The sequence below is a fragment of the Lutimonas vermicola genome (assembly GCF_038433205.1).
Taxonomy (GTDB): domain Bacteria; phylum Bacteroidota; class Bacteroidia; order Flavobacteriales; family Flavobacteriaceae; genus Lutimonas; species Lutimonas vermicola.
Window position 1 is genome coordinate 842,963 of sequence record NZ_JBCDNA010000002.1, and the last position, 26,041, is coordinate 869,003.

Sequence of the window (26,041 nt, forward strand, 5' to 3'; positions counted from 1 at the left end):
ATATTCATGTTACAAATATTGTCGAATTCACATCCTGGTCTTTTTAAATTGGAGCATTGTAACAACCTGAAATAAAACTAGTTATAATTGAACTGTAAGGGTATAAATAATAAACTTTTTAATTGTAATGCTTTATCAAATGATGGTAATTCCGAATCATTGATAGTAATTTTGAATCATTTTGATTCAAAGGAATTCAATTCTTCATCAAACCTGACCTAAATAAAAATTGTTTATTGAACTCATGACTGATCCTGGTTAGGCAAAGCCTGAAACCAGCAAACAAGATTGTACGCATATCTATGGTGAAAACACTTCTCTTTATGGGTTAAAGAGTCTATGTTGAAATTGAAGCCTATTCGATTTTTGAAAACCCGATTTTATGGTAAAGATCCATATATCTCTTATCATTTCGTATAGGAATTAAAAGGGGTTCTTCACGTAACCAGGTCATCTCCACTTCATGACGATCAAATGATTTTTGCAACCATATAAAGGTCTTTTCGTAATCTTCGAAATAGCAATAGTATAGAGCAATAAACCACGCCGGACTTCCGGAACTATGCTTGTCATAAAGTTGCATCAGTTGATCTAAATAAAAGGTAGCCATTTCATTTTCTCCATCAATTCTGGCAAAAACCGCATCCAGCCAGATTAAAATTGATGGATTATCATTTGGTAAATTCATTCTGATTTTTTTCAATTGGTCTCTGGCCTTTTCATGTTCTCTGAGGTAGAAGTACAATTTTGTCGATGATCTCAAATAATAAAAATCATCGCTAAACAAGGGGTTTTTTCTCTCTAATACCTCAAGTGCAGCATCCTTTTTACCAAGGAACATTAAGGCCTCTGCTTTAAAAGTATACAAATGGCTGAGTTTCGGTGATTTTTTTATATACCTCTCATTGATAAGATATGCCTCATTATAACGACCTGTTTTTATGCCATAGTCCAGAATAACACCCGTCAAATTATCAAAACTGGATTTTGTCAATCTCTTTTGATAGTAAGCTTCCATCGCTTCAAAATCCCAATCATAATAAAAATATCCCAGGTGTAAATTATATTCTAACTGAGTGTTTGTGCTGTCAATAGTCCTTGCTTTAAGTAATAATTGTTTGGAATTATTCCAGGCTTCCTGCTCATCATACAAGCCCCATACCAATCCGCCGATCTGCCATATTTCAGACAAACCCATATAGGCTTCAATAAAACTGGAATCTAATGCGATAGCTTGCTCATACAAGGGGATTGCCTTTTTAAAGGCAATTTTATTAAACAAACTATTTTGATAGTCCGCCTGAAGAAATAAACTATAAGCTTCCTTATGATCAGTTGGGTATTTATCAATGTTCTTTTTCTCTTCGGGACTTAAGGTAATATCAAGCTGTTCCACAATGCGTTTAGAAACATCATTTTGTAATTTTAATGAGTTTTCAATGCTTTCATCATAGGTATTTGACCAAACATGTTTGTCTTTCAAATTAATTAATTGTGTAATAATTCGAACAGAATCACTATTTTTTGATTTGGACACACTTGACTCCAAAATATAATTTACACCAAGCGCTTTTGCTATTTCGTCAATAGGTAGATCAGAGTTTCTAAATTGTTTTACTGAGGTACGGGAGGTTACCAACAAATCATTAATGCCGGCTAGTTTTTCAATAATTTCTTCGGTAAGTCCATTGCAGAACCATTGTATATCTGATTCAGGGCTGTGATCATCAAAATATAAAACAGCAATGGATATTTCTTGAGATTCTTTTTTACCTGTAAAAATTGAAAGTATTCCAACTATGAACAAAAGCGTTCCAAGCACATAAAGAATATATTGAAATTTTCTAATTCTTGAACTGGCGCTAATGAGATCGGCGTCATTAATTGAGGTGGTTTCTGTCTTTTTTATTTTATAATCCCCCGGTGTAATACCATAGTATTTACTAAAACATTTATTAAAATAGGATGGGCTGCTGAAACCCACTTTATACGATACTTCAGAAGCATTAAGATCGGTACCTGAAAGTAATTTGGCAGCTTCCTGAAGGCGGGTTTTCTTAATAAATTGATTTGCAGAAACACCTGTAATCGATCTTACTTTTCTGAATGTATGAGATTTACTCCAACCCATTTCAGAGGCTAAATGGCTAACATCAAACTTGTCATCATCCAGATGGTCTAAGATAATCTGTCTAAATTTGTTTGTAATAGCGTTCTCCATTGGCATAAATTCTAACCAATTTAACGATTTATTTTTTTATCGCTTCCAATTCGAGCATAATAAGTAGTTTTAATTGAACATCTTAGCCATAACTCAAGCATCCATTGTTCTGCTTTAGGATGCGAAGCAATGTCACGTTTTTTTACCTGTAAGAAATTTGCACCCGATAGTTTAATGGGGGCCACATTTGGTTGAAGTTTAATTTATAGGTAAATTTATGTATTAATGAATATTATTTGAATCGTTTCAATCACATAGACCCTAAGAAACCTCCTGTAAAAAGTAAGGGAATCCTTACAGATATACTTTATTTTTTTATACACAAACCAAAGTATCCTACATTGATTAAATTTAATTCATCTGAAGAGAGATATGATTATAATCAGGGTGTAATTCAACGAATTGGGATTGATACCAACCAGTATTCCATTTTAAATATTAATAAAATTGGCATAGATGCGCCAGTGAACCATATTTTTAATGAATTAATGCATTTTAATGGCAGTCCTTCCTGCTGGCCAAATCATATAGCAAAAGTTGATCGAATTAGTAATAATCTTGAGAATATTCGTATTCTTCCATTCGGATGGAAAAGATATCCTTTCAAGTTTATGAAAAGTTTTTTTGGACTACCAATGATCCCGCTGTTCCTGCTTACTGCCATCCGGGTAAAAGATGCTCCCGATAGTTTTGATTTTGACAATGCCCGATATTTATTATACGAATGTTCAGGTGGTTATCCTATCGGAATATTGGCTATCTATGTTCGTTCATCTATTCCAGAATTGGGTGAGACAAGTAAATCGCAGTTAGTATTCGGAGTTGGATTTAATTTTTTCGGCAAGCAAAAATGGCAGGAGAAGCGCAAATTTGTGAGTGTTATCTGGGAACGGGTACACAACCGTGTTACAGCCAATGTGCTGAACCGGATAAAAGAGTTAAGTGAATGGCGTATTGAAACAATTGAGGAAAATCGACTCCAAAATAAGACATAACTTTAGTGATTCTATTTTCGTCTTGTTCAGGATTGAAGCTATCGGTCATACCCGACACTGGCAAATGATTCATCTTCAGCTTCCACTTTAAGAATTCTTTGGTCTACTATGAATGTAGCAAAGGGAAATAACGATGCAGCCAGACAAATAAGTGTTTTCATGAGACTCCACTTATTTTTTATGGCATAATAGACCACCCAAACGCTATACAAGATAAACAATAGACCGTGAATGCTTCCTACAATCTTATTTGGTAGCCCTATCTCAAATCCATATTTAAGAATAACAGTTGGGATTAATAAGAGGTAAGAGATTCCTTCCAGAATAGCAAGGATACGTAACTGACCAAGAACAGTGTTTAATTTCATTCTATTTGGGTTTGCATTGACTGGTTTATTCTGTCAATTTTCAATTCATAATTATAAACGGGGCAAAGATTACATATTTCCTGAATATTCTCGTATACAATTCACTAAATCTCATTCGAAAAGTTTTTGGGTAATTGTTCATATAACGCAACATCCGTGAGATGGAAGGGAAAGGTGAGAAGGGAGAAGGGAGAAGTTAAATTAATTATTTATAGATGGTTACGTCGCTTTGCAGGTGTACATTTTCTGCATTCTTTCCTCAAAAATGATACCTGTACGATACAACTTTTGACGACTCAAAAGAGCACAAAGGATTAAAATTTAAATTGATCCAATATTCTATTGGAATGTTTATGCCAAAAATATTACTTTAGCAGCAAACAAATTGAAATTACTGACTGAATAGCGCAGAATCAATAATGTATTTTTCAAGCTATGATTAAATCTTCATTGTTGTTCATGTTTTTGTTACTTGCGTTGACTTCTGTCGCCCAACAGCGACATGAGTTACAATGGAAAAACATTGAAACGCTTGAATTTGATTTTCCAAAAGAGGATTATACAAGCGAAAGTATTTTTTTCTATCATTCTTTGCTCAAAAGAACTGCGAATGAGGAACCTTTAGGTAAAGCATCTTCTTTCTCCTTTCCTGAACATGCAAAACCCTTAGACCTATATGATTATTGGGAACATAAGGGTAAAGAACAGTATGATGTCTTGTTGACTAAAGTAGCCTATGTTTTAGATAAACCAATTTATTTTTTTTCAGAAGAACGATTGGCTGATCCGGGCTATATTTCACGAACCATGCCAGCTGCAAAAATCAACAGAATTGATAGTATCTATCATATTTCTGTTGGTTTTGGTGCACCGGAAATAGACTATACTTTACATTTTTATTCACCTGAAGAATTTGAAAACCAATATCCAAAACTAAAAAACTACTTCAAAAAATATGATGGTTTAGCGCTGCCTCCCAACCTCATCGTGGTACAACATAATTATCAATATGGAAAGGTCATGTTTCAGGATACAAGTAAAATGTCAATATCGATATCGAGATATTTCCAATTGAATAAGGAGCAGACTTTGGCATTTAATTACACTTTAAATTACATCCATAATATTCCTCCTTCATTTATTGGTGGCAGCGACTTTTTGATCCAAAAAATCAAGAAAGGGATAAAGGCCTTGATCGACGAAACCCAATATGTCTCGAGAACGACAGACATGATAGAATAGTTATTTAAAATGTTCTCTCTTATGTGTTTTTGCTCAATGGTTTTATTGCCGTCTGATATCTACATGTTCTCCTCTCCCACTTTTCTCTGCATAATCTTTCCATAAATTTACCGGGTAGCAGCTATTTTTAAAAATCTGCAATCTCAAATCCCTGACGAGCCGGCAGGCTGGTTCAATCAATTTTCCTATATTTATTATCTAGCAACAGCTTAAAATATGATCCCCTTCTTTAGAGGACAGAGCGTCAAGAAAATGTCTGGTAGACATTTTTATCGCATGGGCCAGATGGCGCGGGGGCATTGATATTAACAACTATGATAAATTTTTTTAGACAAATCCGTAAAAAAATGGCAGATGAAAATAAACCTATGAAGTATGCAAGATATGCTGTTGGAGAAATAGTACTAGTGGTTATTGGGATATTGATAGCCTTGCAGATTAACAATTGGAATGAGGACAGAAAGGAGAATATTATTGAAAATAAAATTTTAATAGAAATTTTAAATGGGTTAAGGGAAGATTTACTTGATATAAGATCTAATATGAATGCACATAGAGAAGGTCTAAAAGCATGCGAATATTACCATGACGTCTTCACCCACGAGCAAGTTCATGCAGATTCGATTAATTATTATTATGAATATTTAACCAAAGGTTATATCTCAATCCAAAATAAATCAGGTTATGAATCATTAAAATCCAGAGGCCTGGAATTAGTTAAAGATGATTCTTTACGAAATGACATCATTAAATTATATGAACAGGATTATCCATTTATTATGAAGTTGGAGGAACAAGATCCTGAAGGAAACTTTTACGATAACTATTACAAAGAGATTAACAATCAGATTTCGCCCAATCTAATATTTAATAAAGATGGTGAGATAGAATCAATTCAACTTCCTTTACATGTAACAGAAACTGAACAAAAAAAGATATTAAGCTATTTGTGGAAAATTAAAAATGATCGAATGATTATACTAAATATCTATGAAAAGGTACTGAAAAATCTGTTACGGTTACAATCAAATATAGAAAGGATACAAACGAAAGGCTAACAATTGCATATTTCATCCGGATATACTTTCTACACTCACTACTATTCTCAAGCATCCATTTTAAAGGTTCAACGCAAGACATTGATCAGGTTCACTAAGAATTCTTTTTCTTTCTGGTGAACAGAACCATCCGACTCAGCCATTTTATCAATCATGATAATCAGGGCCTCCTTTTTTTCTTTTGTCATGCCCTGAAGTGCCTGCAACGCCTTCTGTGAACTGAGTTGCCTTGCCTTTTCCATGTATCGGGCATCAAATTCCAGGGTAGTCATCAGTTCATCTAAATACATGAGTTCTCCCACTTTGTATTGGTCATCCAGGTCTATGGTTTCGGCAATCGCCTTGACGACTGCTATTTTTTCCGCTTGATCAAAATGCATTGTTCTATACTATTATTAGATTATGGTTCGACTAAAGTACAAAAAAACTATCTGCATAAAGAAGTTTCCATATGGCATTTGGAGTGAAAGCAGTTGCCAATAAATTTGTTATCTTGTAGGTAACCGACAGGATAAGCCATGAATACAATGCCTGAACCATTTCTTAAAATTATTGATCTTTTCTTTATTGGATTCCATACTAGTCTTATTCTTTTCAATGTTTTCGGGTGGCTGGTGCCCCGATGGCGTTTTGCCAATTTTATTTCACTGTCCCTTACTGCTTTTTCATGGTTTATACTTGGTATTTGGTTTGGCTGGGGTTATTGTGTTTGCACAGATTGGCACTGGCAAATAAGAGAGATGCTTGGCTATCAAAATACAAGTTCTTCCTATATCCATTTTCTTATCCTTGAATTGACAAATATCGATATCCGGGAAGAATCGGTTGATATATATACGGCTATCGTATTCGTGGCTGCATTTCTCATCAGTTTCTATCTGAATCTCAGAAAATGGAAGGCAAAGAACATAAGGAGGTCCGTCTAGATTCAAGACTGAACAGTACTCGATATTGCACCATAAAAATTATATTTCCCTATCTTTAAGCATCAACAACCAAATGTATAATCCCCTTCTTCCTTTAATCCATAAAAAAATGGCCTCTTTTCTTATATAGCGAATAACAAAATTAAACTGCGATCAATTACTCTTATCGCTATTTTAAACAGCGTTTTGGTGGCGCCCAAAATGGGAGCACGGAAATTTAGAGAAGACCGGATGATCTCTCAATATAGGTTCTCCTTAGCTTTTTATGCGCTCCTAAACTACTCAATAATAAGGATAGTATTTGGTTGGTGGTACAATGACATGATATTCCGATTGAAGAAAAGTAACCAGATCAATAAGTTCCTGAACAGTCATAACTTCATTGTAATTCTTCATCTTTGAAAGATCTCCTTCGGTAGCGGTTTTTACTTTGTAGCGCGGTGCGACTTTGTGAGAAGGGTTAATTACTGAGGTGACCAGGTCTCCATAGGATTTCTGAGTTGATACTTTACCTCCAAGATGTACTTTCAGACTATCTTTTCCGCCCTTCCATTCAATATTTGAAATACTATGACATTCATTACATGCCAATCTCTTATAGGTCGCTTTTCCTTTTTCAATGTTGCCTTCAGGTAACGCAAATCCCCGTGCCTGTTCATTGCAGCTACTTATAAGTAAGCCTCCACATAACAAGACAAACACTATCAAGTAATTCGGCAGGTTGATTAAAAATTTATTTTTAACAGTCATAACCGGGTGATTTAAATTAAGGATTTAATGCACCATTGTACATTTGTCAAATCGAAGGTAGAGATTAAGTAAAACAAAGGAAATGATCTTCATCAGTCCTGGCATTGATTTTTATCACGAAGGGGCGTCAAAAATTGCAACAGATTATGTTTGGAAAAGATGACTTCACAACCTGGCATAAACATGTAAATCTGCAGTAATAAGGAACAAAAAATCTCAGATTTCAATACTATAATGAGGCAATGCTTCAATGAGTGAAATCGAACCAGCCTGACGGCAGGCAGGGATTCAGCGGAGCTAATGCATAAAATCGAACCCGCCTGCCGGCAGGCGGGTTAAATCATTATCCTTATCTTTAACATCCAACAAATAAACCCATAATCTGCTTCTTCAGAGGGCAGAGGGTAAAGAAAATGTCTGGCAGAGGGTTTATCGCATGGGCCAGAGGAAGCGCGGGCATATATAATAATAACTATGATAAATTTTTTTAGACAAATCCGTAAAAAAATGTCAGATGATAATAAGCCCATCAAGTATATGAGATATGCGGTTGGGGAAATTTTTCTCGTGATGATTGGAATTTTATTAGCATTACAGGTTAATAATTGGAATCAGGAAAGAAAAAACAACAGTTTAAAAGAATCGTATTTAAAGAATTTAATTGTTGACTTAAATAAGGATATTGACAATTTAGAGCAACTTAATGCCATAAATACATTAGCCGAATCCGAAGGATTTTATCTCGCTGACTTTTTGAACAATACTTTAGTCGAAATAGATACTTTAAGACTTACTAACTCCATCTTTTATGTTGGATATGTTCCAAATATCACCATTATATCCTCAACCTATAATGACTTAATAAATGGTAATAATATTCACTTATTTAATGATGTTGAGTTAAAAAGACTGTTAGATGACTATTATATTCGTAATAATTGGATTCAACTTTTTAATAACCGGATCCTTAAAACAGCCTGGTATGATTATCGTGATGAAATGTCAAAATTTCATAACCCTCTTCTCTATCAAGATTTTTACGCTTCTGATAATTCAGTAGAATTAAATTATTCATGGAAGTATGATGTAGAATGGAATAATATCAAGAAAAATAAGTATTTAAAAACACAGGTTGGAATGATGGGAGCCTATCGAATATCCATAAGGAATGACTTGGTAAGTTATATTAAAAAGGCTAAAACAATTGTGAATTATTTGGAAAATTAAACTAACGAAAGCACTACAATGTATATCAGCCATTTATACCCTCTACTTATAATAAATGTAAAGCGCAATATTATTTCCAAAATTTCTTAGGAAGAAATACAGTTTTAAAAGGAGAAACAGGTATGGTATCAAAGAACGTTGATCAAAATGATTTTAAAACAGCAAGCCCCAAATATTGGGTCGGTTTAATAATAACGCATCTCCTTATACCACTTGTTCTCTTAATAAGTGGATGGGATCTCGGTTGGTGGCAGGGTTGGCTTTATTCAGTGCTGATAGTTACAGCTGGTATAGGTTCGCGTGTGTGGGCCGAAAAAAGGCATCCTGGGTTGCTGGCAGAACGAGGAAAATATAACAAAGCTCAGGATGTGAAATCATGGGATAAAGTGCTGTCTCCATTAATGGCAGTGAGTATGTCTTTCCCATTAATGATTGTAGCGGGACTGGATCACCACTTTGGGTGGTCAATTGTATTTCCTGCATGGCTGGTGATCTTGGGCTTTATCTTGATTGTGCTTGGATACACCTTTGCCGGTTGGGCTTTGGTAGAGAACCGTTTCTTCTCAAGCGTGGTGCGTATTCAGACGGACCGGGGGCATGTAGTATGTGACAGCGGTCCATATCGGGTTGTAAGACATCCGGGTTATGCCGGAAATATTCTGGCACTACCGGGAATTGTGCTGGCTTTAGGCTCTGTTTGGACAATCATTCCGGTGATCGTGGCGCTGATCATTGCAGTGATAAGGACCATATTGGAAGATAAAACTTTACAACAAGAATTGCCAGGATATCGGGATTATATGCGCCGTGTGCGTTATCGGTTAATTCCAGGTATCTTCTAAGGAACATCATTCAGTGGTTGAATTTGTTATGTTCCATTGATAGAAATGGCGCAGCGCCTAATAATCGATATGACGATCAGCCTCTCCTTATAGTCGAGGCCGTCGCATATCGTAAACATAGAGAATTAATGTAATATAAGGTAATCTCTAAGCTCCCTGAGTTACTATTGATAAAATAGAAGCTTTTTAGCAATACCTTCGACTCGCGCCAAAAATACTTCTGGAAAAGCGTCGACATGATGGTCCTTTTGACGAGTAAGTTGTGTAGTTTCCATTGGTTTTCAAAGTTTCGTTTTTTGAAGTTCCTTTTGTTTCCATTTTGTGAATTTTTAAATTAATAATCACAACCAAGACTCTTTATAAGGTGAAAAGACGCAAAATATATCAATTATTTTTTTGAATTGGTTTGCAACCTGATTTGATTTCAATGGAAATGAGGTTTCCTTTTTTATCTAATTCCAAATTACTGCATTCAATAATTTTCTCTTTTAATAGTTTTCTTGCGCGCTGAATTCTACTTTTAGTAGCTGTTAAAGTAAGATTCAATCTTATTGAAACTTCAGATTGTTTTAATTGTTCAATGTCAGAAAGTTGGAGAGGTAAAGCATATTTATCAGGCAATAACTTGATAAGAGGCTCCACTAATTCCCCGGCTTCTTTATATGAGTTGTTGTCATCGATCTCAACAATTTCCGGAATCTCATATTTGAATTTATTTTCCTTCTTTAAATAATCAATAGTGGTATTATGGGCAATTTGAAACATCCATGATCTAAGATTTCTTATTTCATTTCCTGAACAACATGAATTATAAACCTTCATTAATACCTCATGGGATAATTCATTTGCCAAATCTTCATTTTTTACTTTTTTAAGAAGATAAAATTTCAATGCATTTTTATATTCGAGCCATAGCTTAGAAACTTCCTCATATTTTTCGATTTTCTTCATTTTACTTAATTCTATGTTAGGGTTGGCATAAGATTAGCTGGTTGGTTTAAACACCTAATTTAGCAATTAAACCACAAATAGAAAGTCAGCGAGGACTTTTATAGGGAGGCTTACATGATTAGTTAAATCCATTGTTGACGCAATTGAAAAACCTTTTTTTTTGCCTGTTATGACTTGAGGCAAATACAATGCAATCCATAAAAAAAACTGCCTTTCGGCAGTTTTCGTTTTATCTTTATCGTTAGTGATATCTGTTTAATCATCACAGGTCCCTATGAAATCTTCTTCATGATGTTCCATATGTCCCCAAATGGCATTTACACTTACGCAAATAGTTTTGCCTTTATGACAGATGTAAACCTTTTTACCATTCTTGTCGCAAAATTTAAATCCATTGTCATTTTGGTTATCACTTGTAACATTGTCATCATCGGAGTCATCATCGGAGTCATCATCGGAGTCATCATCGGAGTCATCATCGGAGTCATCATCAGAGTCGCCATCAGAGTCATCATCAGAGTCATCATCGGAGTCATCATCAGAGTCGCCATCAGAGTCATCATCAGAGTCATCATCTGATTCGTCATCATCTGATTCGTCATCAGAGCCATCGCCTGAACCGTCACTTAAACTCTGACAGGCTTCGACTGCCATTTGCAAAGTTCCCTCTAATTCCGTTAAACTGTACAGAGCTGTTTCAACACCATCTGTATCCAGCAAAGTAATTGGAAAATAAATATACATCTCATAATTAGGAGTGGAAGCAACTGTTGAGTTTTCAAAAGTAAATGTCTCTATAAAAGCAATTAATTCTTCATCTGAATTGATTTCCTTTATTTCCGGAATCGGGTCATCTCCAGAGTAAACTTCAAAAGTCATGGGATATAAAAAATAAGTACACTGACTACCATCTTCGGTGGCTGTACTTTTGGATAACGCACCTTTATTTTGTGTCAGGATTTGATCTGAATCACTTTGGATTGCGGATTTCATTAGCGCAAGTACTTCTGCGTCTATAGTCAGTCTATTATCTGAACCGGCAAAAGGTTCTTCAAATTCACTTTGACAAAATGAAAGCGCCAATAATGGCAGCACTAACAGGTATTTAAATATACCCGGTTTGATTTTTACAGTTTTCTTTTTCATAGCATTTTATTACGAATTAATATTGATTTTTGTAGCCCGATAGGGCATGCGCCAGTTATAAAACTAATCCATGCCTACTGATGTCCATAAAAATGTTGACCCTTTTAATAGCAAATTAAAAACTCGTTTACTGAGTTTATCATATTCTTTTTCAAAGATTAAAACGAATTAAATATGGAGATATTGTAATTTTCCTTCTTATTATTTTTATTGAACTGAATAGAAGCAAACAGGGATATCCCGGGTACATCAGAAACAAAAAAAACCTCAGTGTTTACTTCGTAAGTGAGAAGTGAGAAGGGACTCAATACTTTGGCTATTAATAATTGTTTTTCAGGTCATTACGATTATATTGAGATGCACTTCTTCTCTACTTAGCCCTTTATGATGTGAAATTTTGTACCTTGAAGCAGTAACAACTAAATCTTCCTTAGAAATTTATCATGAAATCAATTACCAAAATCTTACTTCCTGCAATTCTAATTGTTTCGATTCACGCAATGGCTCAGGAATCATCTGATGAACTTGCTACCAAAATTGAAGCGATGGCAAAAGTGGGTGCATGTTACTCCCCATCGTTCTCGCCGGATGCTAGTGAAATAGTTTTTATTTCTAATATGAGCGGAACTCCGCAGTTGTGGAAAATGCCAAGCTCAGGAGGTTGGCCGGTTCAACTTACAAACTTTAATGATCCCGTTTCCAATGCAAGTTGGTCGCCCCAAAGGGATCGAATCGCTTTTCAACTTGCTCCGGGTGGCGGCATGAATAGTCAAATTTATCTGATCAATTCTGACGGAAGTGAACTCGAGCAAATTACAAGTGGAGGAAAGTCAAATAATTGGGTTGGCGATTGGAGTGATGACGGGAACTATTTATCGTACTCTTCCAATGAAAAAAACCCTACTGGTATGGATAGTTATCTCTACAATGTGCCTGCCAAATCGATTGAATATTATTTTAAGAACCAGGGCATTGGAAGGATCGCGGATATAGGTAAAAAGAATGACCAGTTCCTGGTATCAAGACTTGCCAGCAGAGGCAGCAATGATTTGTATCTAATAGACAAAAATTCAAACGAGACTTTATTAACTGAGCACAGTGGGCCAGGAAGTTTCTACGGTAAATTTGCGCCAAATGGAGAAATTTACATGGGATCAAATTTGGACCGAGATAAGATCGCCTTTAGTAAAATAAAGGATGAAAATATTAAAATCTTAAGCGAAAGAGAAGATTCAGAATTGGAGAGCTTCGTTATAAACAAATCCGGATCAATCGCCTTGCTAATCTGGAATGTTGCCGGTAGAAATGAAGTATCCGTTTTTGATATGGAAAGACAAAAGGAATCCAGGACTTTGAAAATGCCGGTGGAACTTATTGGCGACATTGAGTTCTCTTTCGATGACCGTTATTTCCTCTTCACAGGCAGCGGCTCAAGAGAGCCTGCCAATATTTGGCAATATGATATGGAAAAGGAAAGTTTTAAGAAATTGACCGAAAGTCCGCACCCAGGTATTGTCTTAGATGAATTGGTTGTGCCAAAGTTGGTCAAATTCAAATCATTTGATGGTTTGGAACTCAGTGGTTGGTTATATGAACCCAAAACAGGCAAAAAGCCTTATCCCACGGTAATTAGTTATCACGGCGGCCCTGAGGGTCAGTCCAGACCGTACTTCAGCTATACTTTTCAGGCATTGTTAAGTCAGGGAATTGCTGTCTTTTCACCCAATGTAAGAGGTTCATCAGGTTTTGGAAAACAATTTGTGAATTTAGACAATGGCCCATTACGCACAAATGGAGTAAAAGACATCGAAGCGTGTTTCAACTACATTGTTGATTCGGGTTTTACCGATAAAGACAGAGTTGGAATTATGGGAGGATCATATGGTGGCTATATGGTGATGGCCGGAATTACAGAGTATCCTGATATGTTCGCAGGTGCAGCCAATCTATTTGGTGTTGTTAATTTCATCACCTTTTTCGAAGAAACAGAACCGTGGATGGCTGAAATATCCAAAGTTGAATATGGAGATCCTGATAATGAAGCTGACATGCTGATAGCCCTCTCGCCTATAAACAAGGTTGATATTGTCAAAACACCAACCATAGTTTTACACGGGGCAAATGACACGAATGTTCCGGTAGTTGAAGCCGAACAAGTGGTAGAGAATCTAAAACAAAGAAATATTCCCGTTGAATATGTCCTTTTCCCTGATGAAGGTCACGGATGGAGAAAAACTCCCAATAAAGTAACCTCTACGGTTTCAATCGTAAACTGGTTTAAAAAGTATCTGGTTGATCAATAACACAAGTACCCACAATGAAAAAAAGGGAAGAACAAAAAAACCTCAGTAAGGGTGTTAAGTGAGAAGTAGGAAGTGAGAAGTGAGAAGTGAAATCCATAGATATATCTATGTCTCTTGGTTAGGCATTAAAAAAATATAAGGTGGCTTTCAAATTATATGCTTAGTAAGATTGGGAAGCCTGCCTGCCGGCAAGGCAGTTTCCGGAGCGGCTGCGAGGAAATCACCCAACCACAGTGAGGAGTTAAGTGTTAAGCTTCTTAGTCACTATATCCATTGAGCTTACAGACAAAACAAGTTTTAATTCTATAGAGTTATATATAGTATTTTAACCTCTAGCAAGCCTTAGTTTTTATTCCATTCATTATTTTCTCTGTTTACATCGGGTAAAACATTTTCGGGGTCAAGTATTACCTGATCAACTTTAGTTGAAGAAGCGTATTTATACACCCACTTTCCACCTCGCTGCCATATTTCAACAGGAAGCTTTATGGTTGCTGATTTTCCATTTGCTTCAATAACTTTTACAATTACTGGCATAATCATTTTCCCTTTATTTTCTATGGTAATCAATGCGCCATTGGATGGATCATTATCAACATAGCTTAAGGCAGTTACAGCCTGATCAAGTTTCCAAGTAGTAAAAAACCATTCTTTCCAAAACCAATTTAAATCTTCACCTGTTGCATTGTTGATGCAATGAAAAAAGTCGTACGGGGTAGGATGTTTAAATGCCCATGCTTCGGTATATTTTCTGAAGGCATAATCAAACCGCTCTTTACCAACTATAACGGTCCGAAGTAAGTTGAGTCCGTAAGCTGTTTTGCCATAGAATTGATAATGTTGCTCCTCATCCATGGCATCCGATACAGTCATTAATGGATCTTTGTACTGCATAAACTGGGTATAATCCCTGGATCCAAAAAAATCTTTTTCAAAATAAGAAGGATCGGTTTCATACTCCCCATTATTGAAAATATCATTGGCTATATAGTTTGCATAGGTATTTAAACCTTCATCCTGCCACATATATCTTCGTTCATTTGAGCCCACAATCATTGGGTACCAGTTATGTCCAATTTCATGAGATATCAGAAACCACAAACTTGCATTTGTCTCTTTATAATGATCGAAAATCATTCCGGGATATTCCATTCCTTCAGTGATCCCCGCGCTACTTACTGCATTGTTCCAGGGATATTCATAAAAATGTTCTGAATAGATTTCTATACTGGCTTTTAAATATTCTGTAGATCTTGCCCATGCCGTATCACCTGCACTTTCAACCGGGTAACAAGACATTGCAAGGGCCTTTCGGCCAGAGGGTAAATTGATCCTTGCTGCATCCCATATCAATCCTTTTCCAGCGGCAAAGGCAACATCTCTTGTATTATTCATCTTAAAATGCCAGGCTAGGTTACCTTTGGAAGTTGGGCGCATAGCTGGTTTTCCTACTTCATCAGCAGCAATAATAGCAATTGTTTTGTCACTTTTTAAAGCTTCGGACAGTCTTTTTATCTCCTCTGCTGTCAACACATCTTTTGGATTTTGCAAGTCACCAGACCCATACACAATCATTTCTGCTGGTGCAGTAATGTAATAATCATAATTTCCATAGTCACAATAAAATTCGCCAAGACCTACATACGGCAGCGTGTTCCAGCCTACTACATCGTCATATACACACATGCGCGGATACCATTGGGCTATTTGATAAATAACCCCGTCTTTAGTGTTCTGTCTCCCAAAGCGAGCTGCCCCGTCACGTGGAATTACAAAACTGAAATTCATTTTTATCGAAACCTGATCACCTTTGGGCTGCATTGCCTTGTTTAAACGAATCTGCATTCTGGTATCTGAAATAATCGGTTGTACTGAATATGATTTCTCTCCTTGGTTAATAGTTACATTCTTTATTTGGTAACCACCATTTGTTTTTCCAAGAACACCGGCATAATCACCCGGGTAACGGGTAACTGCAACAGCTCTTGAATCTGGCTTAAAAATATTTTGATCCAGTTGAAGCCATAAATACTCCAGTTGATCAGGGCTGTTATTGGTATAAGTTATCGTTACATCGCCTGTAACCGTGGTGTCTTTTTCACTCAAAGTAGCGTGTATGAGATAATCGGAACTGTTTTGCCAATACATTGGACCAGGGATACCTTTTGCAGATCGATATACGTTTCCCGCAGTTGGGCTAAATGTTGATACATAGAAATCCTTGGGATTGTAGGATGAACTTTCATTTGCCGGGTTCTGGGCAAGTAAAAACCCAAGGTTTAAAATTGTTATAAAGAGTAATAGTATCTTTTTCATTGTGTTATTTTATAGAATCTATAATTATATTTTAATCCGAAAGTTTCACTCAAGCCTTACTAACTTACTCTTGGCGATAAGGCCTTTGCAAAACTTGCTTAAGAATTTTATCATTTATCAAAATAAATATTTTCTTTATATTCCTTGATAATATTATGGTCAATTGAATAGACTTCATGAGTGTTTTTCTTTCCTTTGAGGTCATATTTACCGAGGCTTATAAATGACCATGGTTCTTTGGTACTTTTTTTAAGTGACTCTGAAAAAACCACTGAGTATTTAACTTCCCTTGTCAATTTTTCTAATCGGGCAGCAAAATTCACAGGATCACCAATAATGGTATAATCTGTTTTAAATTTAGAACCCATATTCCCTTCAATTACCTCTCCTTGGGCAAGCCCGAAACCAGAATTAAGTAACTTTAGAGGCGAATTTTCATCAGCATTTTGGCCTTAGTCAATCTTATAAACATGATACTTGCCGGACTTGTTATCAGTCAAAAAATTTTTTGAAAATTTTCCTGAAGAAATTAATAATTAGTTAGTTGTTAATCACCAATATAGTTAAATTAACTTAGATTCTCTATAAAAAATTAAAAGGAGAGCCTTTCAACCCGCCATCGTCGGATCAACCCTTGCTCTGAACAATTTAACTTTTGTTCCTTCAAAAAGTTGGGGATTCGAAGGAAGCTACTGGCTACTCATCAAAGTTTGTTTGATGAAATTAAGAATGACTTAAAAAAATGATCCCCTTCTAACAAATAAGCAATCACCAACTAATAAAAAAACCACCCGTGACTACCAGCAACTACCCCTGCGGTAGTGATCAAACTCAAGATTAATAGAAACCAATGAAATTTATGCATAATAGAAAATGTCTTCTTGGGGTTATTTTCTGCGTATTGCTTGAATAATTTATGCAATACCAAAGGTTCTAAGACATATAAGACTAGTGTAAAGAGTATCCACACGAGGGTCATGGCATGCAACCACCAAAACTTAAAATCAAAATACCTATCCCAGCCATCTATGGCATAGAGCATGTAAAATCCGGTAATTCCTGTTAATAAAGTTGTGATTTTAGCTTGAAGTGCAAACCTCCCTTCTATCTGTTCAAAAGTCTTTATCTGATCTTCTTTTGATTTCAGTCTCTTAACAGCTGGTATGATCACTGTAGTGACCATGGCCACACCGCCAATCCATAAAATAACGGCAATGACATGAATTACCCTTGCCAATACGTAATGATATTCCATAGTTTATTCAATAGTCTTTCATATGTCACGAACTCTTTCCAAATCGAATTCTAAGACCTCAAGTTCAACCTCAAAGGAAGGCAAATAATTCATAATCTTAGTTGTAAATTTATTTTTAAAATGACATCAGATCCCTTCCGCTTCTAATTTGCTTTTAAAAACTGACAATTCTGATTCAAAATGTGCTTTTTTATACATACCAATCTAATACAATGTGAAGTTTAAAAGTCAAGGTGAATATAAAATAAAATCTATTAATTTGTTAAATGCACTTGAAATTGAGTTTACTAAAAACCTAACCCAATTAGACCTTGTACTAAAATATTACAATTTGGTCGTTAAAAGCTCTTTTGAGTTTATGAAAATCAATAGTAATGATTCCATATTAAATGACCGTTACCATATGAGGCTTCTTTTACAAAATACAAGTTGGAACTGGACTTTCGGCCCACAAAATGGTGCATTGCAATCTGGTAAAGCTTCAGGTGAAATCAATCTTATTGAGAATGCAACCTTAACTAATATGCTTTTTAGCTGAGGAGATGTGGTGGCAGATGCCCAAGAAAATGAAGAAAGAGCCTTATATACACGACTGGAAGGAGACCATGTAATTGCAAAGCACATACGAAATATAGACTATAGAAGCACTGACAGAAGAGAGTTAGGTAAAAGTAAATTTAATTCAGATTATAAGGGATTAGTCTTGGATCCTTTGCTTGAAGATTATATTTCAAATCGTTATGCAAGGATGTTGGATGCTGTCAATGAATTAAATGATGTGAGAGATCTTAATGTAAGAATTTTACAGCTGATTGAAAAAGAGCTCAATACGAACTCATAAAAAATAAAAGCAGCGAAACCAAGTAACAGTTTTTATAAGTTGTTCGTAACATGCTAAAACAAAAGAACCTCAAATTTCCCTGAAGTTTTTCTCATGATAGTTATCGGGAAACTATCTAAGAACTTGTCCTGCCCACGGTGGATAAACTCATAATGATCGCTTATTCTGAACCGGAACATAAGGCCAGCACTTCATGACTATCTTAAGCAGGAACAGGAGACATTTGTGAATGGAAAGATGATTTTGAGTTTGTTGATCTATCCAATTAATGCCAACATTTGGTCCATGAACCTTTTTAATGGCTCATGGACAATGTTGTGTGCATTTTTTAATGTTCTTCAACAACAATAAGATCATCCTCTGTGAAATACCTGTTTTTTTCGTAATTGGCTTTGCAGTATTCCAATGCCTCTTTTCCTTTTTCAACCTCCACCTTGTTGTCAAGAGAAAGTTTGGCGATATGGTAGGTGATGCCTAAATAGTATTCTTTTGAAAGCGTCTCCCTGCTTTTTTCGAGAAATGCGATCCCTTCGGCAATTTTACCTTCATTTTGGTATGACTCGACTGCCCTGAAAATATTGGCGTAAAATACCCTAGGTTCTACCCTTTCAAACTCCTGGAACGACTGGTTATAAGCTTCTATAGTTTCTGGGTACATACCCATGAGAAAGTAGCCATTGGCAATGTTAACAGGGTCGAAGCCTCCATTATTCCACATCTTGTGTTCTTCAAACAAAGCCAGGGCATATTCGTACTGTTCTTTATTTTTATTATTTATAATGCCCATATAATAGCCTTCCAGGTCAGCTCTGCTGATATGGCCCTTGATTCCATAATTCTGCTCGATGTTCGCCAAATAGTTTTCGCCATAATCAACTACCGTAGGATAGGCTTCCATGTTATTGTAGTCGTAAAAGATAAGTTTTAATCCATCGATCAGCGCGTTAGGTACAACTGTTATATGGTCAGCCTGATAGGTTTGCTTTGAGAATTTTATTTGAGCGTTAGGGGTGCTCTGATACAGACTTTCAAAAGTATTTCCCGCCTCAATTCTATCCGGAGAGTCTAGGGTCGCATTGGCTATGAAATTATATATTTTTTTGCCCTTATAGCGCTCAAAAAACCCGGTCAATTCTTCTTTGCATTCAGGCTTTGAGATAAAGGAAGTTGAAAGGCTGATAAACCCTCTGAAAGGATTGTCTTTATGTAACAGCAACATATGGTTGTACTCAGCACCGTTCGAGTGACCTATCATCGTATTGAAGCCGGAAGTACTATAACTGGCATCAATAAAAGGGATGAGCTCTTGCAATAAATAATCGGTGAAATACGCCCCGCTCTTTACGTTATAGAGCTCTTTATTTCGGTTTTTATGAACTATCGCTACCAAAATGGACTCGGGAATAACATTGAAACTGTTTCGAGAAAGCGCATTGATATAAGACTTAGCTACTTGAAAGTTATCGGTGGAACCATCCGTCATATAGATAACGGGATACTTCTTTTCGGGCGTGTAGTTATCCGGAAGATATACATAGAACATTCGTTTGTCTCCCATAAGTTTTGACTCAATATATTTTATATCGTAATCGAGCCCAAGTTTGTCACTTTCTATATTATCCATCCAGGTTTTTACCGTGAAGGTGGTCTCAGACCTCTCATCCAGAATTCTGAGGTTTGGATTATCTGAGAGGCTTTTCATTATACCCTCCTTGTCCCAACTGCCTCTGGTGAATTTAAATTCTGCAGGAAAAGTAAGCTTAAGTTCGATTTCTCTTTCCCGGTCAGAAATCTTCCTCATTTTTATTTTATCAGGTTCCCAGTTACCTAAAGCGTCTTGATTACCTACAATATAAACTTCGTCGGTTATATCTGGTACCGATACTTTAATTGTGGTTAACTCCTGTCCAAAAGAAATAAAAAAAAGCAGTGTAAAAATGAGTGTCAATAATGTTTTCATGTAATGTTTTGTTTTAATCGCACACAACGGTTTGGGTATGAGTTAGCCCTCGACAACGGATTCATTGTTATTTAAAATTTTTACCGGTTTTGATGTTCATGATGGGGCAATTGTGCGTAACCAATGTTGGCGCTAAATTTTAGGTTCGTTTTAACTATGACGAATTACGGACTGTTCTGTTACATTGTGCCGACGGTTAGTGGTATGGTTAGTTCGGGATTAAGGGCTTTTCCCTATCGGGTTACAGTATATTTTGGAGCAGGCTAATACACTCCGAAAACTAATGAAAACCTTATTAACTATACCAAGTATTGTATGTTCCTTTTTTATTCAATTATTTTAGCAATATCATTACCTGCTAAACTATGCACATTCTTTGTGATTTTTTCTATTTTCCAGTCCCACCATTTGAGTTCCAGCAGTTTTGCAATTTTGTCTTCTGAAAATCGCTTTTTTATTTCGATTGCAGGATTTCCTCCAACAATTGAATAAGGTTCAACGTCTTTAACAACAGTGGAATTTGTTGCAATTATTGCTCCATCTCCAATCGTGACTCCTGCCATAATTGTTGCATTATATCCGATCCAAACATCGTTTCCAATATTTATGTCTCCTTTTTGGGGATAAGATTTTCCGTCCATTGCTTTTCCCCATCCTTTTCCGAAAATCGCAAATGGATAAGAGGTAATCGCATTTGTCAAATGATTCGCTCCGTTCATTATAAATTTAACGTCTGAAGCAATCATACAAAACTTTCCAATTATTAACTTGTCACCTATGAAATCAAAATGGTATTTTACATTTTTTTCAAAATTTTCAACATTATCGAAGTCGTCATAGTATGTGTAGTCACCAACTATAATGTTAGGATTTTTTACAACATTCTTCAAAAAACAAAGTCTGTCGTAATTATCAAGTGGAAATTTTGTGTCTTTATTTGGTTCTGCCATAATTCTTTATCTATTAGCTTTGTCTCTCATTTAAATCAAGTACAACGGTGTTGAATAAGATCCAATGCGTGGATTAAGCACCTAATTTAGCAAATACAAACTGAACCTGCCTGCCGGCGGGCAGGTAGAAAATCCCCAAGGACTTTCATTAGCAGGCTTTAAACAGCAATTAATTTTATACGGTGCTGGGATTAGTTATTGTTTATTTCAGATTCTATATTGACCCATTTAACTTTCCATTCTTTTTCTAAATGTTCGCCAGTTATAAAAAAAAGAAACCTATTATTAGGTGTTACATATGGATTTCCTTGTCCCTTATTGTTGGTTTTCAATTAATTTTTTACCCGAGTGAATCATCATTCGGGTTTTTTATGGTCTCACTGATAAAGATCATTGCTTAAATTAATTAAAGGGCTTATATTCTGCCTGATGTTAAAGACGATCAATTTCCATTTTAGAAAGTTAGCAAATTGACACAAGCAAATATTAATGAAACTTTATAAATGAGTATTATGAAAACTTTAATAATGATTATTTCGATTTTAGGGTTTGTAAATTTAAGTAGTTGTACCCAAAAAACAGACGTAAGTAAACTGCTTGATAATTCCGAAACGAGAAGTGAAATTTTTGAGGCAATTGCGAGCGACCATGACTATATGATGTCATTTATGGAATCAATGCAAAGTAATGAACATGCGATGCAAATGATGCAAGGTAATAGGATGATGATGGGAAACATGATGAAGGGGAGTGGTATGCATATGATGATGAAAGATAGTATGATGATGCACGATATGATGGGAAACATGATGACAAACAAAAAAATGATGGGGAATATGATGCAAATGATGAACGATGAGGGAATGATGAGCAACGAATGTATGCAAGCCATCATGAAAACAATGAATGGTAAAGGTATGAATGGGATGTGAATGATCAACCAAGATGAAGATAATAAGTAATTATAAAAAATATTTAACCAGTAAAAGATTAGTTTAATTATGCATCACGGTGACGGATATTTTTGGGGAATGTATTTTTTATGGTGGATTGCAGGGTTATTTGTGCTGATTGGAATTTTCTGGTTTCTTTATCAAACATCTTTGAGAAGGTCAAAAAAAGATGACTCTTTAGAAATCCTTAAAAAACGATTTGCTAATGGTCAAATCTCGAAAGAAGAATATGAAGAGTCAAAGAAAATTTTAGAAGAAGATCTTTAATTATTTAAAAACTAAATAAATCCTCTGATTATTATACAGTTAACTCTTTTTGCATCTGGTGTGCAACGGTCTTAACAAGCATCCTCGAAGAAATTTTTAGCTCAAAATTAGTTTTTCACCAGTTGACTTATATCATTGTTTAAAGCCCTGTTGTTACCTACATTTGATTGCTTAATCAAACATCATTAAATTATGAGACATCTTATTCTAGGGCTTTTCTTTCTCACACTTGTGTTTATTGGTTGCAGTGAATCTAATGATATGGAACTTGATAAGCTCTCAGGAACCTATGTGGGAGTCATAGACGGTGTAAACCTGGCAAAATCATTAGATGTAAAATCTCAAGGCTCTTTTACAGCAGAAGTTAGGGTTAGAGGGAACCTATTGGAAGTTAATTGCATCGGACCAGAATTCAATGCAGAGTTTATGCTCGAATATTATGAACATAATGGCGGTTATATGGTGTGCCTGGCCGGTGAAGATTATAAAAATCTTTACGGCTCCGGACACGGGGCAATGAATGGGAATCATATGAATGGCATGCAAACAAATGGTACTCCATGGATGAATCATTTAAATAATGCTCATCAATCAAATGAAAATCATTCTAATGGAAGTTTCGATCTAAATCATCATACTTTTGTTTGCACATTTTCATGGAATGGCCAACCAGTGACCTTCAATGGAATAAAACAATAATAAGGTTTATCACTACTTTTTATAAAAGGTATACTTCAGGAAATTTGCGTACCCAAAGCTTTGCCTTTCAAGGGATAAATATGTTATATGACTGAATAACCTACTGAAAAAAAACTTCAGTAAGGGGCTAAGTGAGAAGTGAGAAGTGAAATTCGTCTTTTCTTAGTCCTTAGTCCTTAGTCCTTAGTCCTTAAAACTTAATACTTATTATTACGGTCTGGACCGGACTCTTTCCACCCATTTAAAAAATTGTATTACAGCAATATATCTTAACCTGACGATTCCAATTTCCTTTAGCTAACCTCAACATATCGTCAATTTTACTATATTTAGACTTCAACATCCTATTTATAGGTTTTTGCTGGATAAGTTGTTATTGTCGTATCAAATCCTTTATTTAGGCTTTTATTTATTAATACCAGTTTAGAATGAAGATAGTGAAACGAATTGTTATAGTATTATTGGTCATTGTCCTTTTAGGAGGAATAGGCGGCTTTTTTTATTTCAAAAACAAATTCATGGGGGCCGGGCCTAATGAACTCACGTTGTCAAACCTTGGTGAACCCTTTGATTTTGTTTGGGGGAGCTCTAAATTCAATGGTAAGGAAGAACCAAATGCATTCATGTTTGTCCCTGTGACTATTCCCGGAGTAGACCGCACCTTTCATATGCAATTTGATACGGGTGCTCCTTCCACGGTACTGTTTTATGAAACAGTGCAATCCATCAATGAAAAATATGGAGATATTTTCCAGTTAGATACGATCGACAACCAATTACTGGTAACAGATGTATCTATGAAGGTGGGGACTGTTCATCTTGAGGCAAACAAAATTTTTTTTAGAGGTCGCTCAAACAAAATTGATTGGTCGGATAGCACTTCAATTATTAAGATAGGATCTATAGGATCAGACTTTATGGAGAAGCATCCTTTAGTAATGGATTATAAAAATCAGAAAATTACCCTTGCTGAATCGGTTCCCGCAGACATTGAAGAAAAGGCGGATTTCTTACCGTTTACCTTCGATGGCAGAAAGGTGTTTTTGTCGGCCAAACTAAATAATGAACCCGCAAGTTTGTGGTATGATTCAGGTTCGAGTGCATTTGAGTTGATTGTGGAAGAAAGTACATTTTTGGAATTAGCCAAGCCCGGGGCTGAGAGGGAAACCTTTGTTGGAAATTCATGGGGTAAAGGGGTAACAGTTCATAATATTGCCAGTAATGGAGTGTTTGAATTTGGTTCAGTTTCAGTGCCTCTTACTTACGTTACCTATATGGAATGGCCCAACAAACTGCAGGCGTTTATCATAAAGGCCTCTAATATAGGAGGTGATCTAGGGGGCATGACAGGGAATAAATTATTTTTAGGAAAAACGTTGGTTTTAGATGCTCCCAATTTGCGTTATACAGTTATTGAGTGAGTTTAATAGGCTTTTGAAAGTTTCCAATTTTATTTCCACAATTCTTATTTCTTAGCATACTTTAGAAGTGTTCGGTATACGTCTCTTATATCTGTTGTGTCGTTTTCTGTATCAGATGTATTTGCGAATACAATAATTCCAATTCCATTTTCCCTTAAAAAATAAGCATGAGTCAGCACACCCAAATCACTGCCACTATGACCAATTTTTTCTGAATCTACAGTCCAAAAAACACCTTTTCTAAAATCAGATGAAATGGGGTCTTTCATCATTTCTTTGTAACTCTCAGGGGTTAACAAATTGCCTTCACCTTCATATCCACGAATCATAGTACTTAAAAAGGTACTGTAATCGACTATGTTTGTCATCAAATTGCCATCAGGATAGGTTATTAAATCAGCATGTGGCATAGCATATCCAAACCAGTATAAAGTTGAAGCATTCTTGGGTTGGTAATTTTTTCCGCCCCAACCTGAACTATCCATTTGAAGCGGTTCTATGATCTGTTTATTTATAAACTCGGCATAATTTTCTCCTGTTGCTCTTTCAATAATATAAGCGGCAATATTTGCTCCCATATTACTGTACTTATAAGTGCTTCCCGGGCGGTTGGCAGAAAAATTTTGCGCTGGGTTATACCAAATTTGACCCTCTACATATTGCTTTTTAATAAATTCGGCTATCGGCATCATTTCATTTTCATTAAACAATTCTACCCATGTTTTTACTTCTGCCTTTAACTCGTTATCGGTAAAATCATTATAAAAGGGAGGGATTTTATTTTTGAATATATACGTTCTGTCATAAGAATCTCCATCAAGAATACCTGAGGTATGGTTTACCAGTTGTTGTATGGTGATGTTTTCATTTGGAAAATTAGGATTGTATATTTTAAAAGGTAAATAGTCATTTATATGATCATTCAAATGTAATTTTTCCATTTCCTGAGCTTTCATTACTGCAACGGCAAGCAATGTTTTAGAAATAGAAGCAATAGGTTGTACCGTTTGAATCGTGTAAGGAGATTTGGTATCCTTATCGGCATAACCAAAACCTTTTGCGAACATAATGCCATCTTTATTTACAATAGCCACACCAAAACCAACAAGATTATTTTCCTTACTTAATTTGTTCAACTCAATAGTAATGGAATCATTAATACTTTGTGCTTTGATTGATGTGTTTATAGCCAGGAGTAAGACCAGCATCATTGTTTTTTTCATTAATGTCTGTTTTGTTCAAAAGATGACGAATAGAAGATTCTTTTGTTACGCTATTCTTACTCGTGATTAACGGGTTTGTATAAGATTAGTTGCGATTTTGTTTATCTATAAAGAGCCAAATCAGCAG

General features: G+C 35.7%; 24 protein-coding genes and 1 pseudogene. 13 read left to right on the forward strand and 12 right to left on the reverse strand.

Features of this window, described 5'->3' with window-relative positions; genetic code table 11:
• Positions 1-355: 355 nt before the first annotated feature.
• Entirely contained in the window at positions 356-2,221 is a 1,866-nt protein-coding gene (locus tag AABB81_RS11065) for a helix-turn-helix domain-containing protein (RefSeq protein ID WP_342160577.1), read from the reverse strand.
• 341 nt (positions 2,222-2,562) lie between these two features.
• Here AABB81_RS11065 and AABB81_RS11070 point away from each other — a divergent pair, with 341 nt between their 5' ends.
• Positions 2,563-3,216 (forward strand): hypothetical protein, encoded by a 654-nt coding sequence (locus AABB81_RS11070; RefSeq protein ID WP_342160578.1) that lies wholly within the window; start codon positions 2,563-2,565, stop codon positions 3,214-3,216.
• A gap of 38 nt (positions 3,217-3,254) precedes the next feature.
• Here AABB81_RS11070 and AABB81_RS11075 read toward each other — a convergent pair whose 3' ends face one another.
• A complete protein-coding gene (locus tag AABB81_RS11075; RefSeq protein ID WP_342160579.1) occupies positions 3,255-3,584 on the reverse strand; it encodes a DUF3817 domain-containing protein in 330 nt (109 codons plus the stop codon).
• Between the two features lie 459 nt (positions 3,585-4,043).
• Here AABB81_RS11075 and AABB81_RS11080 point away from each other — a divergent pair, with 459 nt between their 5' ends.
• Together AABB81_RS11080 and AABB81_RS11085 are read left to right on the forward strand one after the other, a co-directional pair.
• The gene (locus AABB81_RS11080; RefSeq protein ID WP_342160580.1) at positions 4,044-4,826 is read left to right on the forward strand and encodes a hypothetical protein; all 783 of its coding nucleotides are present in this window, start codon (positions 4,044-4,046) and stop codon (positions 4,824-4,826) included.
• Positions 4,827-5,173: 347 nt separating this feature from the next.
• Positions 5,174-5,884: a DUF6090 family protein gene (locus AABB81_RS11085; RefSeq protein ID WP_342160582.1), complete on the forward strand. Its 711-nt coding sequence runs from the start codon at positions 5,174-5,176 to the stop codon at positions 5,882-5,884.
• A 68-nt stretch (positions 5,885-5,952) separates the two neighbouring features.
• On the opposite strand, the gene AABB81_RS11090 is transcribed toward AABB81_RS11085, so the two are convergent.
• Positions 5,953-6,264 carry a hypothetical protein gene (locus AABB81_RS11090; RefSeq protein ID WP_342160583.1) on the reverse strand — a complete coding sequence of 104 codons (312 nt, stop codon included), beginning with the start codon at positions 6,262-6,264 and terminating at the stop codon, positions 5,953-5,955.
• A gap of 138 nt (positions 6,265-6,402) precedes the next feature.
• Between AABB81_RS11090 and AABB81_RS11095 the strand changes: the two genes are divergently transcribed.
• Complete coding sequence (locus AABB81_RS11095) at positions 6,403-6,810, forward strand: DUF2784 family protein (RefSeq protein WP_342160584.1); 408 nt, start codon at positions 6,403-6,405, stop codon at positions 6,808-6,810.
• 282 nt (positions 6,811-7,092) lie between these two features.
• Here AABB81_RS11095 and AABB81_RS11100 read toward each other — a convergent pair whose 3' ends face one another.
• Positions 7,093-7,560 (reverse strand): hypothetical protein, encoded by a 468-nt coding sequence (locus AABB81_RS11100; protein WP_342160585.1) that lies wholly within the window; start codon positions 7,558-7,560, stop codon positions 7,093-7,095.
• Between the two features lie 507 nt (positions 7,561-8,067).
• On the opposite strand from AABB81_RS11100, the gene AABB81_RS11105 reads away from it, so the two are divergent.
• Together AABB81_RS11105 and AABB81_RS11110 are read left to right on the forward strand one after the other, a co-directional pair.
• Positions 8,068-8,787 carry a DUF6090 family protein gene (locus AABB81_RS11105; RefSeq protein WP_342160587.1) on the forward strand — a complete coding sequence of 240 codons (720 nt, stop codon included), beginning with the start codon at positions 8,068-8,070 and terminating at the stop codon, positions 8,785-8,787.
• Between the two features lie 122 nt (positions 8,788-8,909).
• Positions 8,910-9,629: a methyltransferase family protein gene (locus tag AABB81_RS11110; protein ID WP_342160589.1), complete on the forward strand. Its 720-nt coding sequence runs from the start codon at positions 8,910-8,912 to the stop codon at positions 9,627-9,629.
• A gap of 384 nt (positions 9,630-10,013) precedes the next feature.
• On the opposite strand, the gene AABB81_RS11115 is transcribed toward AABB81_RS11110, so the two are convergent.
• Both AABB81_RS11115 and AABB81_RS11120 read right to left on the reverse strand, forming a co-directional pair.
• Positions 10,014-10,580: a sigma-70 family RNA polymerase sigma factor gene (locus AABB81_RS11115; RefSeq protein ID WP_342160590.1), complete on the reverse strand. Its 567-nt coding sequence runs from the start codon at positions 10,578-10,580 to the stop codon at positions 10,014-10,016.
• Between the two features lie 255 nt (positions 10,581-10,835).
• Positions 10,836-11,726 (reverse strand): hypothetical protein, encoded by an 891-nt coding sequence (locus AABB81_RS11120; protein ID WP_342160591.1) that lies wholly within the window; start codon positions 11,724-11,726, stop codon positions 10,836-10,838.
• Between the two features lie 443 nt (positions 11,727-12,169).
• Here AABB81_RS11120 and AABB81_RS11125 point away from each other — a divergent pair, with 443 nt between their 5' ends.
• The gene (locus AABB81_RS11125; protein WP_342160592.1) at positions 12,170-14,029 is read left to right on the forward strand and encodes a S9 family peptidase; all 1,860 of its coding nucleotides are present in this window, start codon (positions 12,170-12,172) and stop codon (positions 14,027-14,029) included.
• 342 nt (positions 14,030-14,371) lie between these two features.
• Here AABB81_RS11125 and AABB81_RS11130 read toward each other — a convergent pair whose 3' ends face one another.
• From AABB81_RS11130 to AABB81_RS11140, 3 genes and pseudogenes are all read right to left on the reverse strand, one after another.
• Entirely contained in the window at positions 14,372-16,345 is a 1,974-nt protein-coding gene (locus AABB81_RS11130; protein ID WP_342160593.1) for a M1 family metallopeptidase, read from the reverse strand.
• Positions 16,346-16,455: 110 nt separating this feature from the next.
• Positions 16,456-16,737: pseudogene (locus AABB81_RS11135) on the reverse strand (adenylate/guanylate cyclase domain-containing protein); the annotation flags it as partial.
• Positions 16,738-17,120: 383 nt separating this feature from the next.
• The gene (locus tag AABB81_RS11140; protein ID WP_342160594.1) at positions 17,121-17,600 is read right to left on the reverse strand and encodes a hypothetical protein; all 480 of its coding nucleotides are present in this window, start codon (positions 17,598-17,600) and stop codon (positions 17,121-17,123) included.
• 214 nt (positions 17,601-17,814) lie between these two features.
• Here AABB81_RS11140 and AABB81_RS11145 point away from each other — a divergent pair, with 214 nt between their 5' ends.
• Both AABB81_RS11145 and AABB81_RS11150 read left to right on the forward strand, forming a co-directional pair.
• Complete coding sequence (locus AABB81_RS11145; protein ID WP_342160596.1) at positions 17,815-18,138, forward strand: hypothetical protein; 324 nt, start codon at positions 17,815-17,817, stop codon at positions 18,136-18,138.
• Positions 18,139-18,147: 9 nt separating this feature from the next.
• On the forward strand, positions 18,148-18,441 hold the full coding sequence (locus AABB81_RS11150) for a hypothetical protein (RefSeq protein ID WP_342160597.1): 294 nt from the start codon (positions 18,148-18,150) through the stop codon (positions 18,439-18,441).
• 328 nt (positions 18,442-18,769) lie between these two features.
• Here AABB81_RS11150 and AABB81_RS11155 read toward each other — a convergent pair whose 3' ends face one another.
• On the reverse strand, positions 18,770-20,401 hold the full coding sequence (locus AABB81_RS11155; RefSeq protein ID WP_342160599.1) for an alpha/beta hydrolase-fold protein: 1,632 nt from the start codon (positions 20,399-20,401) through the stop codon (positions 18,770-18,772).
• A gap of 326 nt (positions 20,402-20,727) precedes the next feature.
• Entirely contained in the window at positions 20,728-21,351 is a 624-nt protein-coding gene (locus AABB81_RS11160; RefSeq protein WP_342160600.1) for a CatB-related O-acetyltransferase, read from the reverse strand.
• A 512-nt stretch (positions 21,352-21,863) separates the two neighbouring features.
• Here AABB81_RS11160 and AABB81_RS11165 point away from each other — a divergent pair.
• The 4 genes from AABB81_RS11165 to AABB81_RS11180 all read left to right on the forward strand — a co-directional run bounded on the left by AABB81_RS11165 (position 21,864) and on the right by AABB81_RS11180 (position 24,691).
• Positions 21,864-22,283 carry a hypothetical protein gene (locus AABB81_RS11165; RefSeq protein WP_342160601.1) on the forward strand — a complete coding sequence of 140 codons (420 nt, stop codon included), beginning with the start codon at positions 21,864-21,866 and terminating at the stop codon, positions 22,281-22,283.
• Positions 22,284-22,352: 69 nt separating this feature from the next.
• The gene (locus AABB81_RS11170; RefSeq protein WP_342160602.1) at positions 22,353-22,571 is read left to right on the forward strand and encodes an SHOCT domain-containing protein; all 219 of its coding nucleotides are present in this window, start codon (positions 22,353-22,355) and stop codon (positions 22,569-22,571) included.
• 192 nt (positions 22,572-22,763) lie between these two features.
• Complete coding sequence (locus tag AABB81_RS11175; protein ID WP_342160603.1) at positions 22,764-23,270, forward strand: hypothetical protein; 507 nt, start codon at positions 22,764-22,766, stop codon at positions 23,268-23,270.
• A 428-nt stretch (positions 23,271-23,698) separates the two neighbouring features.
• Complete coding sequence (locus tag AABB81_RS11180) at positions 23,699-24,691, forward strand: pepsin/retropepsin-like aspartic protease family protein (RefSeq protein WP_342160604.1); 993 nt, start codon at positions 23,699-23,701, stop codon at positions 24,689-24,691.
• A gap of 44 nt (positions 24,692-24,735) precedes the next feature.
• On the opposite strand, the gene AABB81_RS11185 is transcribed toward AABB81_RS11180, so the two are convergent.
• Positions 24,736-25,914 carry a serine hydrolase domain-containing protein gene (locus tag AABB81_RS11185; protein ID WP_342160605.1) on the reverse strand — a complete coding sequence of 393 codons (1,179 nt, stop codon included), beginning with the start codon at positions 25,912-25,914 and terminating at the stop codon, positions 24,736-24,738.
• Between the last annotated feature and the right edge of the window lie 127 nt (positions 25,915-26,041).

What these genes read in the sequence shown, in the direction of transcription:
- AABB81_RS11065 (WP_342160577.1), bottom strand. Translation starts at nt 2,221, where the DNA reads ATGGAGAACGCTATTACAAACAAATTTAGACAGATTATCTTAGACCAT.
- AABB81_RS11075 (WP_342160579.1), bottom strand. Translation starts at nt 3,584, where the DNA reads ATGAAATTAAACACTGTTCTTGGTCAGTTACGTATCCTTGCTATTCTG.
- AABB81_RS11080 (WP_342160580.1), top strand. Translation starts at nt 4,044, where the DNA reads ATGTTTTTGTTACTTGCGTTGACTTCTGTCGCCCAACAGCGACATGAG.
- AABB81_RS11085 (WP_342160582.1), top strand. Translation starts at nt 5,174, where the DNA reads ATGGCAGATGAAAATAAACCTATGAAGTATGCAAGATATGCTGTTGGA.
- AABB81_RS11090 (WP_342160583.1), bottom strand. Translation starts at nt 6,264, where the DNA reads ATGCATTTTGATCAAGCGGAAAAAATAGCAGTCGTCAAGGCGATTGCC.
- AABB81_RS11095 (WP_342160584.1), top strand. Translation starts at nt 6,403, where the DNA reads ATGAATACAATGCCTGAACCATTTCTTAAAATTATTGATCTTTTCTTT.
- AABB81_RS11100 (WP_342160585.1), bottom strand. Translation starts at nt 7,560, where the DNA reads ATGACTGTTAAAAATAAATTTTTAATCAACCTGCCGAATTACTTGATA.
- AABB81_RS11105 (WP_342160587.1), top strand. Translation starts at nt 8,068, where the DNA reads ATGTCAGATGATAATAAGCCCATCAAGTATATGAGATATGCGGTTGGG.
- AABB81_RS11110 (WP_342160589.1), top strand. Translation starts at nt 8,910, where the DNA reads ATGGTATCAAAGAACGTTGATCAAAATGATTTTAAAACAGCAAGCCCC.
- AABB81_RS11115 (WP_342160590.1), bottom strand. Translation starts at nt 10,580, where the DNA reads ATGAAGAAAATCGAAAAATATGAGGAAGTTTCTAAGCTATGGCTCGAA.
- AABB81_RS11120 (WP_342160591.1), bottom strand. Translation starts at nt 11,726, where the DNA reads ATGAAAAAGAAAACTGTAAAAATCAAACCGGGTATATTTAAATACCTG.
- AABB81_RS11125 (WP_342160592.1), top strand. Translation starts at nt 12,170, where the DNA reads ATGAAATCAATTACCAAAATCTTACTTCCTGCAATTCTAATTGTTTCG.
- AABB81_RS11130 (WP_342160593.1), bottom strand. Translation starts at nt 16,345, where the DNA reads ATGAAAAAGATACTATTACTCTTTATAACAATTTTAAACCTTGGGTTT.
- AABB81_RS11140 (WP_342160594.1), bottom strand. Translation starts at nt 17,600, where the DNA reads ATGGAATATCATTACGTATTGGCAAGGGTAATTCATGTCATTGCCGTT.
- AABB81_RS11155 (WP_342160599.1), bottom strand. Translation starts at nt 20,401, where the DNA reads ATGAAAACATTATTGACACTCATTTTTACACTGCTTTTTTTTATTTCT.
- AABB81_RS11160 (WP_342160600.1), bottom strand. Translation starts at nt 21,351, where the DNA reads ATGGCAGAACCAAATAAAGACACAAAATTTCCACTTGATAATTACGAC.
- AABB81_RS11165 (WP_342160601.1), top strand. Translation starts at nt 21,864, where the DNA reads ATGAAAACTTTAATAATGATTATTTCGATTTTAGGGTTTGTAAATTTA.
- AABB81_RS11170 (WP_342160602.1), top strand. Translation starts at nt 22,353, where the DNA reads ATGCATCACGGTGACGGATATTTTTGGGGAATGTATTTTTTATGGTGG.
- AABB81_RS11175 (WP_342160603.1), top strand. Translation starts at nt 22,764, where the DNA reads ATGAGACATCTTATTCTAGGGCTTTTCTTTCTCACACTTGTGTTTATT.
- AABB81_RS11180 (WP_342160604.1), top strand. Translation starts at nt 23,699, where the DNA reads ATGAAGATAGTGAAACGAATTGTTATAGTATTATTGGTCATTGTCCTT.
- AABB81_RS11185 (WP_342160605.1), bottom strand. Translation starts at nt 25,914, where the DNA reads ATGAAAAAAACAATGATGCTGGTCTTACTCCTGGCTATAAACACATCA.